This window comes from Cytophagales bacterium (assembly GCA_019456305.1).
Lineage (GTDB): Bacteria > Bacteroidota > Bacteroidia > Cytophagales > VRUD01 > VRUD01.
In genome coordinates this window covers 15993-34648 of the sequence record VRUD01000026.1, presented here as the reverse complement: position 1 = coordinate 34648, position 18656 = coordinate 15993, and the positions used below count along the sequence as shown (strand labels likewise).

At 42.0% G+C, this 18656-nt stretch carries 7 protein-coding genes; 1 reads left to right on the top strand and 6 read right to left on the bottom strand.

The genetic code is table 11. The features are described from left to right. Positions 1-99 precede the first annotated feature (99 nt). From FVQ77_07375 to FVQ77_07350, 6 genes are all read right to left on the bottom strand, one after another. The gene (locus tag FVQ77_07375) at positions 100-5088 is read right to left on the bottom strand and encodes a T9SS type A sorting domain-containing protein (protein ID MBW8050145.1); all 4989 of its coding nucleotides are present in this window, start codon (positions 5086-5088) and stop codon (positions 100-102) included. A gap of 29 nt (positions 5089-5117) precedes the next feature. Then, on the bottom strand, positions 5118-10439 hold the full coding sequence (locus FVQ77_07370; protein MBW8050144.1) for a T9SS type A sorting domain-containing protein: 5322 nt from the start codon (positions 10437-10439) through the stop codon (positions 5118-5120). A 383-nt stretch (positions 10440-10822) separates the two neighbouring features. After that, positions 10823-11029: a hypothetical protein gene (locus tag FVQ77_07365; GenBank protein ID MBW8050143.1), complete on the bottom strand. Its 207-nt coding sequence runs from the start codon at positions 11027-11029 to the stop codon at positions 10823-10825. Between the two features lie 217 nt (positions 11030-11246). Further along, positions 11247-14483: a protein translocase subunit SecD gene (gene secD / locus FVQ77_07360; GenBank protein MBW8050142.1), complete on the bottom strand. Its 3237-nt coding sequence runs from the start codon at positions 14481-14483 to the stop codon at positions 11247-11249. A 92-nt stretch (positions 14484-14575) separates the two neighbouring features. Continuing rightward, positions 14576-15187, bottom strand: a complete 612-nt coding sequence (gene rdgB, locus FVQ77_07355; GenBank protein MBW8050141.1) for an RdgB/HAM1 family non-canonical purine NTP pyrophosphatase — start codon at positions 15185-15187, stop codon at positions 14576-14578. Between the two features lie 52 nt (positions 15188-15239). Further along, the gene (locus tag FVQ77_07350) at positions 15240-15461 is read right to left on the bottom strand and encodes a hypothetical protein (GenBank protein MBW8050140.1); all 222 of its coding nucleotides are present in this window, start codon (positions 15459-15461) and stop codon (positions 15240-15242) included. 271 nt (positions 15462-15732) lie between these two features. Here FVQ77_07350 and clpB point away from each other — a divergent pair, with 271 nt between their 5' ends. Then, a complete protein-coding gene (gene clpB / locus FVQ77_07345) occupies positions 15733-18432 on the top strand; it encodes an ATP-dependent chaperone ClpB (GenBank protein MBW8050139.1) in 2700 nt (899 codons plus the stop codon). The last annotated feature ends 224 nt before the right edge of the window (positions 18433-18656 follow it).

Below are 18656 nucleotides of genomic sequence, written 5' to 3'. Positions count from 1 at the left end.
TACTTTAATATTGTGCGAACTACTATAGTTCCTCCTGAAAAACATATTCTAATATTGAAATGATTATCCTTCGCTCATGATCTTATTTCCAATAATTTTTTAAAATTCTATCAACTGCTTAGTGTATACATCTTCCCCTGCAATAAGCTTCAGGATATAAATCCCGGATGAATAACCCAGCTCCTTTGCACTGAAGCTATATTGATACGCTCCGCTTTTTTGTTCCCCGTTAGCCAATACTTCTATCTTTTTGCCCAAAACATTAAATACTTCTAAGAGCACATCTGCTTTTTCAGGTAAAGTATAGCTTATCTGAGTCACACCCGAATATGGATTGGGAAAAATTCGAAACTCGAAACTCGAAACTCGAAACTGATCAATGCCGGTAGGCAATAGCCTGTTGGATACATTTGACCTGGCAGAATTGTAGGTTAATACTTTACTCAGATTAGGATCACAGCCCGTAGGATGCTTTACCACAACAACGTAATAGAGGTCTTCATTAGGAGGTAAAGGGTCTGTCCATGAGGTGAGGTTGCTCGCCATAGAATCTATTTCTTCCCAACCGGTTGATGTTGTGTATCTATGAATATAATAAGTGCCAAAATCGAACCCCTGGTAATGATCCCATATCAAATTGATGGTGTTATTTATTCCCATATTTATGGTGAGGTGCGTCGTCTTGTGCTCTTTGCTCAATTCGGATTCATTATCGCAGGAATCCACTGCAGCTATTTTATACCTCCACGACCTTATGACGGGATTGGATAATGAATCGGTGAAAGCGCTAAGAGCATTAAACGGCACAGCGCCTATGAGGAAATAAACCCCGGCTTGTGTGCTCTCTTTATAAATATTGTATGATTTAATATTGGCCCCCGTCGTCTTCTCCCAAACGATGAGGTTTTTACCACTCGCACTATCCACCGTAACGACACAAATGGAATCTCCGGTGGGTAGGACGCCTAATATTTCCATACTCGCTGTTGCGACACATCCGCTCGTATCTGTTACGGTTACATCATATATTCCTCCCTGGATGTTGAGCAGGTCCTGGGTTATATCGTTATTTGACCATAAATAAGTATAGGGCGTATATCCTCCTGTTACGGTGATATATATTGACCCGCCTGAGGGATTATCACAACTGATATCAATGATTGAATCCACGGTAATGAGGGGGCCGTTTATATTACTGACTGCAACAGCAGCAGAGTCAATACATCCGCTTGCATCTGTAACGGTTACGTTATACACACCTGCTCCCAATCCCGTTGCAGTTGCAGTGGTCTGAAAACCCGTTCCGGCACCCCATTGATAAGTGTAAGCGCCCGTTCCTCCGCCCACGTTCACCGTAGCGCTTCCATCTGTATTGCCACAAGTGGCGTCTATCGTGCTTATCGTTAGGGATAGAGCATCGGGCTCTGTAATTGCAATACTTTGCGTTGCAACACAGCCATTGGCATCTGTAACATTTATCTCATAAGGTCCTGCGGGCAGATTAAAAATGAAATCCCCCGAACTTCCGTTTGACCACTGCAAAGTGTATGGAGGTGTGCCATCGGTTACATTGATACCGATAACTCCATCTGAACCTCCATTGCATGTCACATCTGTTGACGTAACGACAGTAATGGTAGGCCCGTTTGCATCGCTGATGGTGACGTTGGCAAAATTAGAACATCCAACGGCATCGGTCACTGTTACGATATAAAAACCAGATGCCAAACTATCGGCAAATGAGAGCGTATCTCCACTCGACCATGAATAGATATAGGTAGGCGTTCCGTTGCTGACAACAACTGATGCACTTCCATCTGTATTACCGCAAGTGGCATTTGTTATAGTTATATTCAGTATCATTTCAGGGTTTGAATTAACCGTAACACTTGCAGTATCCGGGCATCCAGCGGCATCGGTCACTGTTACAATATACGTACCTGCACATAAGTTATTTGCAATGGAATTTGTCTGTGCCGATGGGTTATTCCAGAGGTAAGTGTAAGGTTGTGTACCTCCTGTTGCAAAGGCAGAGGCAATTCCATCACATTTTGCGAGACATGAAGCAGGCGTTACTCCTGTTATGACGGCTGTTAAGGTATTAGAGGATGAAATGGTAACACTGTCAGAGGCGGTGCATCCGTTGGAATCGGTAACAGTAACAGTATAAGTGTCTGCACATAAGTTTATCAGATCTTCAGTAACTGCTCCATTGGACCAGTTAAAAGTATAGGGCGTTGTGCCGTTTGTAACTGTCAGATTGGCTTCTCCATCACAATTGCCAACACAGCTCGCATCCGTGCCGGCAATGCCGGCAGTAATAATGCATAGTGGTAAATCTAAATCAATAATAATAGTATCGGCAGCAGTACATCCATTTGTATCAGTAACTTGAACTATATAAGTGCCTGCCGAATCGACATTTATAATTTGGGTGCTCTCTCCGGTTGACCAGCCATAGCTTGTAAAGCCAGCCCCTGCATCAAGTGTTATTGAACAACCATTGCAAATCGTTGTGTCTGATCCCAGATTTACTGTTGGGAGAGGATTTACCGTTATAACCACAGAGTTGGCAGGACTTTGACATCCGCTTACAGTTTCAGTGACATAATAAGTAATTGTTCCCACTGTTGATGGCGGAGAGAAAGTCGCACCAGTTCCTACTACATTTGTCAATCCTGCATCATCATACCAGGTAAGTGTTCCACCTGACCCTGTTGCCGTTAGGTCAGCCATTGCATCTCCCTGGCAATAGGTTGCATTTGTTCCTGCTGCTGGCGCTGGCGGTGCACCCGGCTCGCTGATAGTTAATATACTGCCTGTTACAATACATCCGTTTGCATCTTGTACTACTACAGTATAAGTGCCAGCACTCAAGCCGGTAAAATTTCCCGTAGTATTCGGAAAAATAACTCCGCCATCTATGGAATAACTCAATGTGCCCGTACCTCCGATTGCTGTTATTGTGATTGTTCCGTCATTTGCACCGCAGGCAGTGATGTCTGTTGGTGTTTCTGAGATGATGACAATGTCAGGGGGTTCGGTGATAGCTTGGCTCGCAGTGCAGCTATTGCCAGCGGCATCTGTAACAGTCACTGTATGGGTTGTTCCTCCGCAAAGTCCGATTGCCGTGGGGTTTATTCCTCCAGTTGGTGCCCACGAATAAGTATAAGGAAGGATGCCTCCGGAAGCACTCACTGTAGCAGAGCCGTCACAGGCACCGAAACAAAGTACATCTGTAAAACTACTAATGCCTGCCGTACAGCCAGGTGGTGGTGGAGCAGGAACGGTAACGCTATCACAAATTGTGTTAGAGCAAACAACATTATCAAGAATGGTTAAGCATACATAGTAGCTTCCCGCTGCACCATAGGTATGAGCGGGACTTGGAGTGATATCCACAGGACCTCCATCTCCAAAATCCCATGACCGGCTCAAAGGCGGATTGGATGTTGTAGAGGAATCGATAAATGAGACGGTCAAAGTCGTATCAGTAAAGAAACTGAAATTTGCTGAACAAGCAGGTGGTGGTGGTGGTGCAAAATTTAACCTAACAAAAGGCGTTGAAAGAGAAAGATACCATGTACCAGCAGGGCCAAGTGCACCGTCCGTATCCTGCATTAGTGTTGAACCGTTAGGCTGGAAAAGATCACTTCCCGTAGATACCACAAAATTCATAGCGCCATTAGTTGTAGCAAGAACAACAAGATAATCACCCGCTATCAGGTTTATTGGTGCATTCAACAATGGTAAAGTAGTAAAGGCATTAACATCAGTCACAGCATTAACCGTATAAACGGCAGAGGAATCTATAAGTGTGAATCCGGGCAGGCCATAGATTTTGGCTTTCATTGTAGCCCCTGAATCAGAAGCAGGATGAAGAGAAAAGGTAACAGAAGTAACATCCTGTGTATTACTCACCTGGAAAAAATTACCATATTCATAACGATTTCCAGCGCCAAGCCATATGCCGCCAGCCGGTAAAATGCCATTATCCCTTGCAAAAACGGTATCTGATACATCAAAGTTTTCCGAAAGGGTGTCATTTGAAGGATTATCATCTGTGGAATCCGAACTTACAGCGAAATTCACTGTGTAGCTGCCAATCACTGAAGGAGTATAAGTAGTAGCTACAGTTAAAAGTGAATCTACTCCCGATATTAATGTAAGTGGTGTACTATTTCCGGAAAAGGTACCGGCACCTGTAACATTAGCATTAAGTGTAACGTTAGGTTGGGAGTTAATACCAGTATTAGCGACTCTGCCTTCAAAAGTTATAGGGAAAGCTTGAGTTAAAGGTATTAAAGAATAAGAAGTAGAAAATATTGAATTTAAAACAAGTTCGTTAGCAAGGTTTATATCCACTACGATATCATCTATTAACCAATACCATGACCAGTCTCCCGTCCAATGAAATTTGATCATGATACTATCATTTCCAGCTGCAATGAGCGAAATATCAATATTTTCTGATTGAGCATTAGGAGTTGATGTAGCAAACCAGCTTGCCACTGAGGTATAAGTAGTTCCCCCATTATTACTAACAAATACTTCCGCATTGCCACCAAACCCAGCTCGGAAATAATGGCTAAAAGACAAACTAACCGAAGGAAGCGTAGAAGCGTCAATCATGGGTGTTATCAAATCAGCATTTTCAGCGTTTCCGTCACCAGCATAACCATCAGAATCAAAAAAAGCAAAACCATTTGCTCCGGTTGGAGATGATAAAGTAGTTCCATCAGCAGTGCTGAATCCTGCCTGCCACACTCCACCAAGAGGTAAATTAGCAATATTTGACCAAGTGCTAGGTATTGTAGGAATAGCTACGCTGTCAAAATCTTCAGTGAAGATGGGAACCATCAAAATTTTAGATAGAGACGAACCGGTAAATTTTGATGCATTATAAAATTTCTTACCGGTAATTTTAGTCTTAGGTAATGATTTAGAATTTTTATACAGCAATTTCTGATTGTCAAAATTTGCTTGTTGTATTTTAACTGGGATTTGTTGTTGTGCATTCAAACCAAACTGCACAAACAATGCAGCGCTTACAAAAAGCGCTTTTACGGAAGTAATTTTTGTTTTCATAATAAGCAAATTGGTTAAAGGTTAAAAGGTTAAAATTCTATCAACTGCTTAGTGTATACATCTTCCCCTGCAATAAGCTTCAGGATATAAACCCCGGATGAATAACCCAGCTCCTTTGCACTGAAGCTATATTGATACGCTCCGCTTTTTTGTTCCCCGTTAGCCAATACTTCTATCTTTTTGCCCAAAACATTAAATACTTCTAAGAGCACATCTGCTTTTTCAGGTAAAGTATAGCTTATCTGAGTCACACCCGAATATGGATTGGGAAAAATTCGAAACTCGAAACTCGAAACTCGAAACTGATCAATGCCGGTAGGCAATAGCCTGTTGGATACATTTGACCTGGCAGAATTGTAGGTTAATACTTTACTCAGATTAGGATCACAGCCTGTAGGATGCTTTACCTCAACAACGTAATAGAGGTCTTCATTGGGCGGTGTAGGATCGGTATAGGAAGTAAGGTTGCTTGCCAGCGAATCTAAGGTTACCCAGCCGGTTGATACGGTGTACCTGGTAACATAATAGGTAGCAAATGGGAAACCTTCATAATGATCCCATATCAGGTTTATTGCAGGGGGTATTCCTAAATTTATATTCAGGTGCATCGTCTTATGGTCTGCACTTAAATCCGATTCATTATCGCATGAATCTACCACCTGCATCTTGTACCTCCATGACCTGAGCTTTGGGTCTGACAAGGTATCCACAAATACGCTAACGCTGTCAACAGGCATGTTGCCTATCAGGTAATAAACATTTATCTGAGAACTTTCTTTGTAGATATTATATGATTTCACCAGGGTTGTCTGATTTTTCTCCCAAACGATAAGGTTCTTGCCTGTGGCGCTGTCAACGGTGACAAGGCAGATTGTTTCGAGTGGCGGCTGAGCTCCTGTTATTTCAAAACTCTCTGTGGAGAGGCAGTTGGTTGAGTCCGTCACTGTCACATCATAGATACCTGCAGGCAAGCCTGTAATATCCTGTGTCGTATCGCCACTTGACCACAGGTAAGCGTAGGGTTCTGTACCACCTGATACGGTAATATAAATAGCTCCAATTTCCGCACCGCAATCTGCATTTTCTATGAGGTCAACTACAATGGCCGGTCCTCCGAAATTGCTAATAGCTGCTGTAATGGAATCGGTACATCCGTTGGCGTCAGAAACAGTAACGGTATAAATGCCGGCTGTCAGACCGGTTTCTGTGCTATCGGTCCCGCCAGTTGTTGCCCAGCTAAATGTGTAGAGACCTGTTCCTCCTGCAACACTAACCGTTGCGCTCCCATCAGCGCTATCGCAAATTGCGGCTGTTTCTGAAACAGTCAGACTCAAAGCTGCCGGTTGAGTGACTAAGATACTTTTGGTAGAAACACAACCGCTGTTATCGGTAACATTCACTTCATAAGGCCCGGCAGCAAGACTGCTGATGTCCTGGGAGGTGTTTCCATCAGACCAGCTATAAGTATAAGGAGCGATGCCGCCTGTTACGGTAATATTGATAGCTCCGTCTGAACCGCCAAAACAGCTTACGTTAGTCACCAAAGTAGTAGTAATTGTTGCACCCCCAACATTGCTGATAGTGGCAACAGCAAAATTAGAGCAGCCGGTGGCATCTGTAACTGTAATAATATAAATACCTGCAATCAAGCTATCAGCCGTAGCAAGTGTGTCACCGCTTGACCACGAATAAGTGAAGGGTGGCGTACCACCGGTAATGGTGACTGTAGCGCTGCCATCGTTTGTACCGCATGTGGCATTTGTAGTTGCGCTTATTGATAAAGTGAAAGTGGCCGGCTCTTGCAGTGTAACGCTGTCGCTAACTGTACAGTTAATTGAATCAGTTACTGTTAAAGAATAGGTACCGGATGAAAGCAAGGTGATATTGACAGTAGTGGCACCTGTTGACCAAAGATAAGTATAAGGCGAAGTTCCTCCGGAGGCAGAGGAAATTACTGTACCATTGCCAGCGCCACAACTGCCTTCATCTATGCCTGTGAGGGTAACGGAGGGGCCTGGCGCTTCATTGATGGTGACGGCATCGCTTGCGGAGCAGCCAAGGTTATCGGTGACAGTTCCAACATAGATACCCGGAGTTAGTCCTGTGATGGATAGTGTAGTTGCCCCGTTTGACCAGCTATAAGTGTAGGGTGATGTACCTCCTGAAGCGGTCATTACAGCTATACCGTTATTGGCATCGCAAGCGCCTTCATCAAAACCGGTAATGCTTACAGATGGCAGCGGTGGTGAGCCAATGACAGCCGTATCGAAAGCCAAACAAGTATTTGCATCGGTTACAATCACGGTGTAAGTTCCTGATGCAAGCCCGGCAATATTTTGGGTTGTAGCCCCATTAGACCAACTGAAAGTATAGGGAGCAACGCCTCCAAAAACAGATAGAACTGCTGTACCATCGTTATTTCCGCAGCCGGTTTCAGCAATAGAGGAGATGCTCGTAGTGGGAGGTAAAGCGCCTCCTATCGCTGCTGTATCTATAGCTGTACAGTCATTGGAATCTGTGACAGTCACAATATACGTGCCTGCTGAAAGTCCTGAAAGGTTTTGCGTGATGGCTCCGTTAGACCAAAGGAAAGTATAAGGCAAGGTTCCTCCTGTAACAGTCAAGATCGCAATGCCATCTCCCTGGCAGTTGTTTTCAGGAATGGCAGTGATGCCGGTAGTCATAGCAGGTGAGAGGCTGATCGTGATCGTATCGCTTGCTGTGCAGCCACCCGGATCGGTTACTTGTACAGAATAAGTGCCGGAGGATATGACGTTGTAGGTTTGATTGGTAGAGGCATCCTGCCATACATAAGCAGAACCGGTATTGCTAGCATTAAGGATAAGCGTGCCTCCGGTGCAGATGGTGGTATCAGAGCCAAGATTGACTATTGGCAAATTATTGATGGTAATTAGGATTGTGGCTGTGTCAATACAGCCATTTCCATCTGTTACAATTACTTCAAATTGTGTGATCCCCACACTAAGAGGAGTGAAAACCGGGTTGGCTGCTATAAGGTTATCCAAATTAATCCCTGGAGACCAATTGTATGTCAATGGACTTGTTCCCGATGCTGTTGGTGAGCCGCCTAAAATCACTGTGCTTCCGTCATTGCAAATTGAAATATCAACTCCTGCATCTACTATAGGGAGAGGATTTATTGTTAAAATGATGCTGTCTATGTTCAGACAGCTATTTGCATCAATTACTTCTACCCAATAAGTGCCTGAAGTACTTACAACTATTGTTTGTGTAATTTCAATGGTTGACCATAGATATGTAGAACCCACATTTCCTGCATCAAGGATAAAGGTGCCTCCGGTGCAGAGGGTGGTATCTGATCCCAGATTTACAGTTGGGAGAGGATTTACTACTACTGAGGTTGCAGCAGAAGTTCCGCTGCAACCGTTTCCATCGGTTACCGTTACGGAATAAACTCCACCGACACTGACGGTGATGCTTTGAGTTGCAGCTCCTGTGTTCCATGAATAACCGGCAGCAGGGTCAGATGTTAAAGTGACGCTATTACCCTGACAAAATGTTGTCGGTCCGCTTGCTGTGATATTGGCTGTAGGCAGCGGATTAACGGTAACTGTAATAGCTGCTGATGTGTCATAACAACCAAAAGTATTCCAAACCACCACCTGATAATCTCCACCCATAAGTGCATTATAGGTCCAGCCTGTTGCGCCTGTGGCTACACCATTTAACAACCAGTCATAGTTGGCAATACCAGCGGTATCTACTGATAATAAATCCACACTGTCTCCGGCACAGAAGGTTGTTGGGCTGCTTGCTGTGATGATGGCTAGAGGTAGTGGATTTACAGTAATGGTCACATAAGCCGTATCTGAAGAACAGCTATTGGAAACGATCACCCAGTAGGTAGTTGTGAGGGGTGGAACTACAGTGATGATTGCTGCTGCATCTCCGGTACTCCATTGATAGTTAGTACCTCCTGAAGCAGTTAAGGTTGCAACAAATCCGGTGCAAATAGTATCCAGATCTGCAACTACCGATGCCACCGGTATGTTATCGCAATATTTGATGGTGGCAATATCATCATTGGGGACACTGTTGCGGCTATAGCCGGTTACATACACATTGCCTGAATTATCCACAGCTATCGCTGTTGCTAAATCGTCAAAAATCGGATTCCCATAAACCGTATCCCATTGCTGCACACCGCTGGTATTGTACTTTATAGTGGTATAATCAAAAATGCCGGGAATACCACTTTTTCCGGTTACATACACATTGCCTGAAGCATCTACTGCAATGGCTTCTCCGATATCATCGCTGCCTCCATCATAGACAGCAGGCCATAGCTCGGTGCCGGTGTTATTGTACTTTACAGTTACAATATCATCATTGGCGCCATTACTGCTGAACCCGGTTACATACACATTCCCTGAACCATCCAAAGCGATGGCCCTTCCTCTATCATTACCTCCCAATCCACCGTCATAGGGTGTAGTCCATAGCTGCACTCCGGTAAAATCGTATTTTATAGTGACATAATCATAGTTTCCAGGTGCAAATTCGCTCTCCCCGGTTACATACACCCCTGTGGCATCTATGGCAATGGCACGTGCAACATCATTGCCGTTACCAATCCCATTATAGAATTGCCCCCAACCAAAAGTGCCCGAAGGAAGAATATTTATAGTTATAAAATCATCGCCTACTCCTGCCAGACCACTTCCGGTTACATAAACGCCAGTCCCGGTAATATCATCTACAACAATGGCACGGGCGTAATCATTTCCATTCCCGGGTCCGTTATATTGATGCCACCATGCCTGAGTACCGTCAGGATTGTATTTTACAGTGATATAATCAGTACTGCCGATGGGCCCGCCATCTCCCGTTACATAAATACTCCCTGCAGCATCAACGACTATGTCTTGTGCACGTTGATTAGCAAAATTATTAAAGGTCACTGCCCATAACTGCCCTCCGCTGGCATTGTATTTTATGGTTAAATATTCATCACTACCACCACCGTTATTACTATATCCGGTTACATACACATTTCCTGCAGCATCAATGGCTATGGCCTGGGCATAATCATTACCTACAACCAGGACATAGGTCGCAGACCATAGCTCTACCCCGTTACTATCGTATTTCACCGTATAATAATCAGAGAGTCCCCCTCCATCCTGGCTATATCCGGTTACATACACATTTGCCGAATCATCAACAACCATATCAGCTCCCCTATCTCCAGCGCCTCCGTCATAGATCACTTTCCATTTTTCAACGACCTGGGCGTATGCGCATGGCGCATAGAGCATGGCGCATAGAGCCAAACTGCAAATTGACGAGTAAAGGATTAGCTTTTTCATAATATTTATAATTTAAGGGTGGAAATTAAAAATGTAAAGTTAATAATATAAATTCTAAAATGCAATCTAATGAAATACGAAGTACGAATGACGAAGTACGAATTCGTCATTCGTCATTCGTCATAGTTATAGTTGTCTAGTTGGCTATGATTATATACAAGTGTTTTATTTATATTTTCAATAGCCAACTTTTCATTTCGTAATATTGTGCGAACTACTATAGTTCCTCCTGAAAAACATATTCTAATATTTTTTAGAGAGTCCCATCAGAGTCCCCTTTTTAAGATAGTAAAATGTTTGAATTTAGGATTTCCGGGAGACTCTGATTGTACTATTGTAACTTACAATTTGTGTAATTTGAAATGTCCCTGTAAAATTGACCGTTAACAATCAACTCCATTTTTTCTCATGTATTCGTAAATTTTTTCTATTGGAACTTCTTCGCTTTCCATTCCTTCATCAATCCATTTAGCCATCAGGTCTTCGTCTTCTTCTTGCGGTAATACACGCGATTTAAAGCGGTGTTTTTTTAATAAACTCCTTAAATAGTTTTCTTTTTTATCCGGAACATTTACAATTAGTGTTTTCATAGTGAAAATTAAAAATGTAAAGTTAATAATATAGATTCTAAAATGCAATCTAATGAAATACGAAGTACGAATGACGAAGTATCCCGAGTACTCGGGATCATTCGTACTTCGTCATTCGTCATTCCTACTTCGTCATAGTTATAGTCATTATCATCTTTGCCCACAAATCCAAAAGCTGCCCCAACCCACCAGCCGCCCGGAAACCCAATCCGAGCTACTATCTTACTCCCACCTTTTCCTTTTTCTCAAAAACACTTGCTAATTTCTTCCTTGTAGTATCCAGCACCAATGGCGTAGCAATGAAGATCGAAGAATAAGTACCAACAATAATTCCTACCATCAAGGCAAAGGAGAAACCCCTCATCACCTCGCCTCCAAACAAGAACAGTACAACTACTACTGTCAATGTAGTGAAAGAGGTCACCACCGTCCTGCTGAGGGTTTTGTTTATTGCCCTGTTTAATGTGATCTCTATATCTGCCCTGGGATTCTCTCTAAGAAACTCCCTGACCCTGTCAAACACCACCACCGTATCATTGATTGAATAACCGATCACGGTGAGCATTGCTGCTATGAGCACCTGGTCAACTTCATAGTCTATCCCAAACAGGCGTACGATTGATATCATGGATATCACAATCAACATGTCATGAAATAATGCGGCCAAAGCTCCAAGCCCGAATTGCCATTTTCTGAAACGTACCAGGATGTATAAGAATATCGCTATGAGCGCATATATAACGGAGGTTTGTGCATCATTTTTAATATCATCAGCAATGGTTGCCCCTACTTTAGAGGAAGCCAATATTTCAGGTTTATTGTCGCTGTATCGGTTCAAACCACTCATCAATGCAACTTTCACCTTCTCATCGGTTTCTGTTGATTCATCTTCCACTAAGTAGCTTGTAGTGATCTTCAACTGGTTGGTTGCGTCAAAGGTTTTTACTTCAGTGCCTGCATTTTCGAAGTCATCCAATATTGCAGCTTTAACCTTTGAGGCGATCACCGGTTGGTCAAATCTTACGATATAAGACCTGCCTCCTTTAAAATCTACGCCCAGGTTCAGCCCTTTTTGGGTTACAATGCTTATAATCCCTACCAGGATCAAGGTTCCGGAAAGAAAATAAGCTAATTTTCTGCGACTGATGATATTGAAGTCTAAATTTTGAAATAACCTGGCCGAGATGAAGGTAGAAAAAAATAACAGCTTCTCATTTTTTGTCTTCGCCATCCATTCAATTATCAACCGGGTAATAAAAACTGCGGAGAAAAATGAGCAAATAATACCTATCATCAATGTTACGGCAAAGCCTTGTATAATACCAGAACCAAATTTATATAATATAAAAGCAGTCAGGAATGTAGTTACGTTTGAATCTATTATGGCAGTATAAGCCCGATTGTAACCGTCAGCTATGGCATTTACCATTGCTTTTCCGTTTTTCAGCTCTTCGCGTATCCTTTCAAAGATCAGCACGTTGGCGTCAATGGACATGCCAATGGTCAAGACAATTCCTGCTATCCCGGGTAAGGTGAGTGATGCATCAAAAAAAGGCTGTGATAAGATCCCCAGGATAAAGAAAACGTTGATCAACAAGGCGATGTCTGCTACAAAGCCTCCTGAATTATAATAAAGCATCATAAACAACACAACCAAACAAAGACCGGCTATGATACTAATAATACCTTGCTGAATTGCTTCTTTACCCAATGAAGGGCCTACCACCGCCTCTTGTACAATTGTAGTTGGTGTTTTTAGCTTACCTGCATTTAACACGTTAGCGAGGTCTTTGGCTTCTTCAAGCGTAAAATTTCCTGAAATAACGGATTGTCCGTTTGGTATTTCACTCTGGATTACCGGAGCGGAGTAAACATAATTATCCAGCGCTATAGCAAACCTTCTACCTATATTTTCCCGGGTCAGCTTTCTCCATTTTTTAGCTCCGAAGCTGTTCATTGACATACTCACCGCAACCCTGCCTCTTTCATCAAAATCCTGCCTGGCGTTCTTGATCACATCACCGGCTAATTGCGCTTCGCCTCTTCTACCTTTTTTAATCGGGTATAAAGCCAAAAACTCATTTCCATCATCTGCAATGAATGGTTTTACATCCCATAGGAACTTCATATTAGGAGGGAAAATGGCTTTTACTTCCATAGAATTCATGAGCTTGTTTACTCGTGAAGTATCATTAATGTTTGAGCCAATATTTCCTTCCCTGTCTAAGGGAACGAATAAACTGGCTAATAGTGAGCTTTGCTGCTGTGTCAGCGTATCACTTGTGGAAGTATCTTCATCTGTGCCTGTCAACTGTTCTACCAATGAGCGTTCATCTTCAGCAGTATCAGCAGCCCCCCTGCTTCCCGCAATGCTGTCCCGATGTCCACTGGACATCGTCCTCTCCAAGGGGGAGACTTTGCCATCGCTTTTGCCTTGGGGGAGGTCTTCATTAGTTCCGGTCAACTGGTCTGTCAATGACTTCTCATCTTCACTACCGGTATCAGGATCTAAAATATCTTTTTCATCGGTTTCGGATAACAGATCATTCAAAATAGCATCAGAAGCGCCTTCTTCCTCCGTACCTTCATCTGAAACAGTATCGGCTGTAAGAATGTTGTCAAAAGGAGTACCAATCTCATCAAATTTATTCTCAGCCTCCCGTTGTTCTACTTTTACAAGATAATCATTGAGCTGGTTAAAATACGGTGCAAATTCACCCGGTTCCCAAACCTCCCAGAACTCTAATTTAGCAATTCTCTGCAATAATTCCCTGACCCGTGCCGGATTCTCAACACCGGGAAGTTCTAACTGGATCCTGCCTGTGCCTTTTAATTTTTGTATGACCGGCTGATTGACACCAAATTGATTGATCCTTTTTCGTAAGATTTGATATGCCTGGTCTGTGGCGTCTTGCATCTTACTTTCTACGATCTTCATCACTTCTTCATCAGAAGATTCATAGCGGATCAGTCCTTTTGTATTTGTATTTGAAAAAATACGGCTAAGCTTACCATCAGGTTCAATCTCTTTAAAGGCTTTATAAAATAAGCTTGCAAATTTTTCCCGGCTGTTTCTTTGCATCCCACGGGCTTTTTTAATTGCCTGAAGAAAATGAGGGTCTTTACTATTAGCCGAAAGATCATTCAAAATATCAACCGGAGATACTTCGAGCACCACGTGCATCCCGCCTTGCAGGTCTAAGCCTAGGCTCAACTCATTCTTTTTAACCTCTTTATAGGTAAATTCCATACCAACCAGGTTGTAAACCGGCTCATTCCAGATGGAATCAAGGTATGCTTGTTTTTTGCTAAAGTCTATATTGCCCTTTTCGTCTGTTGCAAATTGTGTAGCTTCTTTATTTATATTTCTTGCAATAAAAGTGAAAGAGAGATAAAAAAGGCTTAAAATTGTTATGACGGCTGTAAAGCCTATGATGACTGGTTTGTTTATCATTATAAATATTGTTTATTGGATAATGGAATACTGAATCTTTTAGGCTTGCAAAGGTATGAAAAAATGCCTAAAGTGCCTAAAATGGGTGGTTATTAGTTTGTTAGTTTCAAATATTCAACCAACTTCCGAATAGCTATACCCCTGTGACTGATCTTGTTTTTCTCTTCTGGCTCTATTTCAGCAAAGCTGACATCATAGCCCTCCGGCTTAAAGACCGGGTCATACCCAAAGCCCTTCTGACCTCTTTTTTCAGTAAGAATTTCACCATTAATGATGCCTTCAAATTGAATGTAAGTGAAATCCCGATTTTGTCGGGGCTGTTCTACCTTTCCATCCAATATCAACGTGATAACTGATATAAAGCGGGCTTTACGATCTTTGATTCCTGAGAGGTTTTTCAATAACAGGTTTATATTGTCATCAAAATCACAGCGCTCACCTGCATACCTGGCAGCATACACACCCGGCTGGCCATTAAGTGCATCAACTTCCAGGCCTGTATCGTCCGAAAAGCAGCTGACCTGATAGTTTTTCCAGACGTATTCCGCTTTTTGCAATGAATTGCCCTGTAGTGTTTCCTGATCTTCGGGCAAAGATTCGTTACAGCCGATATCAGCCAGGCTCAAAATTTCAAACTCAAACCCTATGAGCGCCTTGATCTCATTTAGTTTATGAATATTGTTTGTGGCGAAGCAGAGTTTCATATTGTACCTCAACATTTATGTTGAGCTATCTCAATTAAAAATCTAAAACAACTTATATCACGCAATACTTTGAATTACAATATGTCCATTTCCAATCATGCCAATCTTTTACTGAACCTGCATTTAATGGATTTTCCAAAATATAACTAATAATCCTTAGTTTTTCAGCATCATCTCTCACAATATGGTCATAACTTTCATGATGCCAGAATGCCCCTGTACGTCTAAGTTTTTTGTTTGCCTCTCTGGCTGTAGCACCTTTTATAAATCGCATAGTTTCTGCAACTATATATTATTATCTAAAACATCACAAAAGTATAATATAAAAATTTATCATCAAAACAGAAAAAAATGAATAAAAATTATCTTTAGGAAATAAGCCACAATGGCATGGTTTATCAAAAATAATATAAAATATTACAACAATATGTCATTATTTGTTCTAAAAACTCTTTTGGATTATTATTTGTGAAATTGATTGTTACAGGGTTTTGACCCTAAATGCGCTAAAGCACAAGTTTTTTTTAAAAAAATATTTACTTAATATGAACTTTAACAATTACACCATAAAATCCCAGGAAGCCATCCAAAAAGCTTCTGAAATTGCTACGGGCAATCAACAGCAGGCAATAGAAACAGGCCACGTGCTGAAAGCCATTTTATTGTCTGACGAAAATATGATCTCGTTTATCCTTAAAAAACTTGTTATTAACAAAACCCTCCTTGAAAGCAGGCTGGAAGAGCTTGTCAATTCATATCCAAAAATTACCGGCACCCAACCTTACCTTTCAAATGACGCTGCTGCAACTTTGCAAAAAGCAACCGGCTATCTCAAACAGTTCAAAGATGAGTTCGTTGCCATTGAGCACATTTTGCTTGGCCTGCTTGCAGGCAAAGATAAAACAGCCAGCCTTATGCGCGATGTTGGCTTTAATGAAAAGTACCTTTTACAAGCGATCAAAGAATTAAGAGGCAACCGAAAAGTTACCGACCAGAATGCCGAAGCCAAATACAATTCTTTAAAAAGATACTCCATTAACTTAAATGAACTTGCAAAAGCCGGCAAAATTGACCCGGTGATCGGCCGTGATGATGAGATCAGGAGGGTTTTGCAGATACTCAACCGCAGGAAAAAAAACAACCCGATCCTGCTGGGTGAAGCAGGGGTTGGGAAAACTGCGATCGTTGAAGGGCTTGCTCAAAGAATTGTGGATGGTGATATACCTGAAAATCTAAAAACAAAGCAGATCGTTTCTTTGGATATGGGTTTGCTGGTAGCTGGGGCAAAGTATAAAGGAGAATTTGAAGAGCGCTTAAAAGCCGTTATTAAAGAAGTAACCGATTCGGATGGGGAGATCATATTATTTATTGATGAAATACATATCCTCATTGGTGCAGGCGCTGGGGGAGAAAGCGCCATGGATGCGGCAAATTTACTGAAACCTGCATTGGCAAGAGGTGAGCTGCATGCAATAGGCGCTACCACGTTAAAAGAATATCAAAAATACATTGAAAAAGATAAAGCCCTGGAAAGACGCTTCCAAGCCGTGATGGTGGATGAACCGGATGTTCAGGATTCTATTTCTATTCTTCGCGGGATCAAGGAAAAATATGAAGTACATCACGGTGTGAGAATTAAAGATGATGCGATCATTGCTGCTGTAGAGCTTTCAAACAGGTACGTCTCTGACAGATTTCTCCCGGATAAAGCCATTGACCTGATGGATGAAGCTGCCTCAAAACTGATGTTAGAGATGAATTCATTGCCCGAAGAATTAGATGACATCCAGAGAAAGATCATGCAACTGGAAATTGAGCGCGAAGCAATAAAACGCGAAAAAGATAAAGAAAAGGAAAAAAGATTATCTAAAGCAATTGCAGATCTTACAGGTCAGAAAAATGACCTGAAAGCCAAATGGGAAAATGAAAAAAGCGTCATTGAGAATATCCAAAAAGAAAAAGAGAATATTGAACAATATAAACTTCAGGCAGAACAAGCTGAACGGACAGGTGATCTGGGTAAAGTAGCTGAACTGCGTTACGGAAAGATTGTGGAAAGCGAGAAACAACTTGAAGAATTAAAAAAGCAAATGAGCAAGGTTCAAAGCAATGGCGCTATGCTAAAAGAGGAGGTCAGCAGTGAAGATATTGCTGATGTTGTGAGCAAATGGACCGGGATTCCTGTTTCAAGCATGCTGCAAAGCGAAAAGGAGAAATTACTGCACCTCGAAGAAGAGCTTGGCAAACGCGTTGCCGGGCAGGAAGAAGCCATACGGATCATTGCTGATGCCGTGAGAAGGAGCAGGGCAGGGATGCAGGATCCTAAAAGACCTATTGGTTCGTTTATCTTCCTGGGTACCACAGGTGTTGGTAAAACCGAACTGGCAAAAACCCTCGCAGCATTTTTATTTAATGATGAAAATGCATTAGTACGTATTGACCTGTCGGAATACCAGGAAAGACATTCTGTAAGCAGGCTGATTGGGGCGCCTCCGGGATATATTGGGTATGATGAGGGCGGTCAGTTGACTGAAGCAGTGAGACGAAAGCCCTATTCTGTAATATTATTAGATGAGATCGAAAAAGCACATTCTGATGTTTTCAATATATTACTACAAGTACTGGATGAAGGCAGGCTTACAGATAACAAAGGGAGGATAGCAAATTTCAAGAATACAATTATTATTATGACCTCTAATATTGGTTCGCATATTATACAGGAAAATTTTGAAAAGCACAATGATGTGTGTCAGGTGGAAACACCTGACACCACATTTGAAGATACGAAAAACCAGGTATTTGAGCTGATGAAAAAAACCATACGCCCTGAATTTTTGAACAGGGTTGATGAAATGATCATGTTCAAGCCGCTCACGAAGAAGGAGATAAGGAAGATCGTAGATATTCAATTCAAATTGATACAGCAAAGGCTCAAAGGGTCAGGCATTCAACTAAAGGCATCTGATGAAGTGCTCAATCTGCTTGCCAAGCTCGGATACGACCCGCAATTCGGAGCAAGGCCTTTGAAAAGAGTATTGCAGCGAAGGATATTGAATGAGCTATCTAAGGAAATACTGGCAGGTAATTTAAAAAAAGCCGGTAGTACCTCCCGCGCCTGTCCCGATCCTATCGGGGAACCCTTCGGGGAGGATAGCAAAGATATCCCGATTGTGGAAGCGGTGCTTGATGACAAAGGGGAGATAAGATTTGTGAAAAAGGAGGCTGTTAAAGAGGAAATAAATTGATAATCATAAAATAATTTTGTTTTTTTACTAAAACATACTAAATTTGGTGTGCCTGCGCATCCTCCAAGTACTCAGGAGAACACTAAGCAACCGTTGTTAACTTTATGTAAATGGTTAAAAACAGTTAATAGCGGTTAATAATGGTTAATATCGGTTACTTTTTCATATGCTTAATCTTGAAAAAAAGGAGCATATTGCAAAAAAGCAGTGTTTTAAGCAACCGT

Coding starts and splice junctions, on each gene's coding strand:
- FVQ77_07375 (MBW8050145.1), bottom strand. CDS start 5,088: ATGAAAACAAAAATTACTTCCGTAAAAGCGCTTTTTGTAAGCGCTGCA.
- FVQ77_07370 (MBW8050144.1), bottom strand. CDS start 10,439: ATGAAAAAGCTAATCCTTTACTCGTCAATTTGCAGTTTGGCTCTATGC.
- FVQ77_07365 (MBW8050143.1), bottom strand. CDS start 11,029: ATGAAAACACTAATTGTAAATGTTCCGGATAAAAAAGAAAACTATTTA.
- secD (MBW8050142.1), bottom strand. CDS start 14,483: ATGATAAACAAACCAGTCATCATAGGCTTTACAGCCGTCATAACAATT.
- rdgB (MBW8050141.1), bottom strand. CDS start 15,187: ATGAAACTCTGCTTCGCCACAAACAATATTCATAAACTAAATGAGATC.
- FVQ77_07350 (MBW8050140.1), bottom strand. CDS start 15,461: ATGCGATTTATAAAAGGTGCTACAGCCAGAGAGGCAAACAAAAAACTT.
- clpB (MBW8050139.1), top strand. CDS start 15,733: ATGAACTTTAACAATTACACCATAAAATCCCAGGAAGCCATCCAAAAA.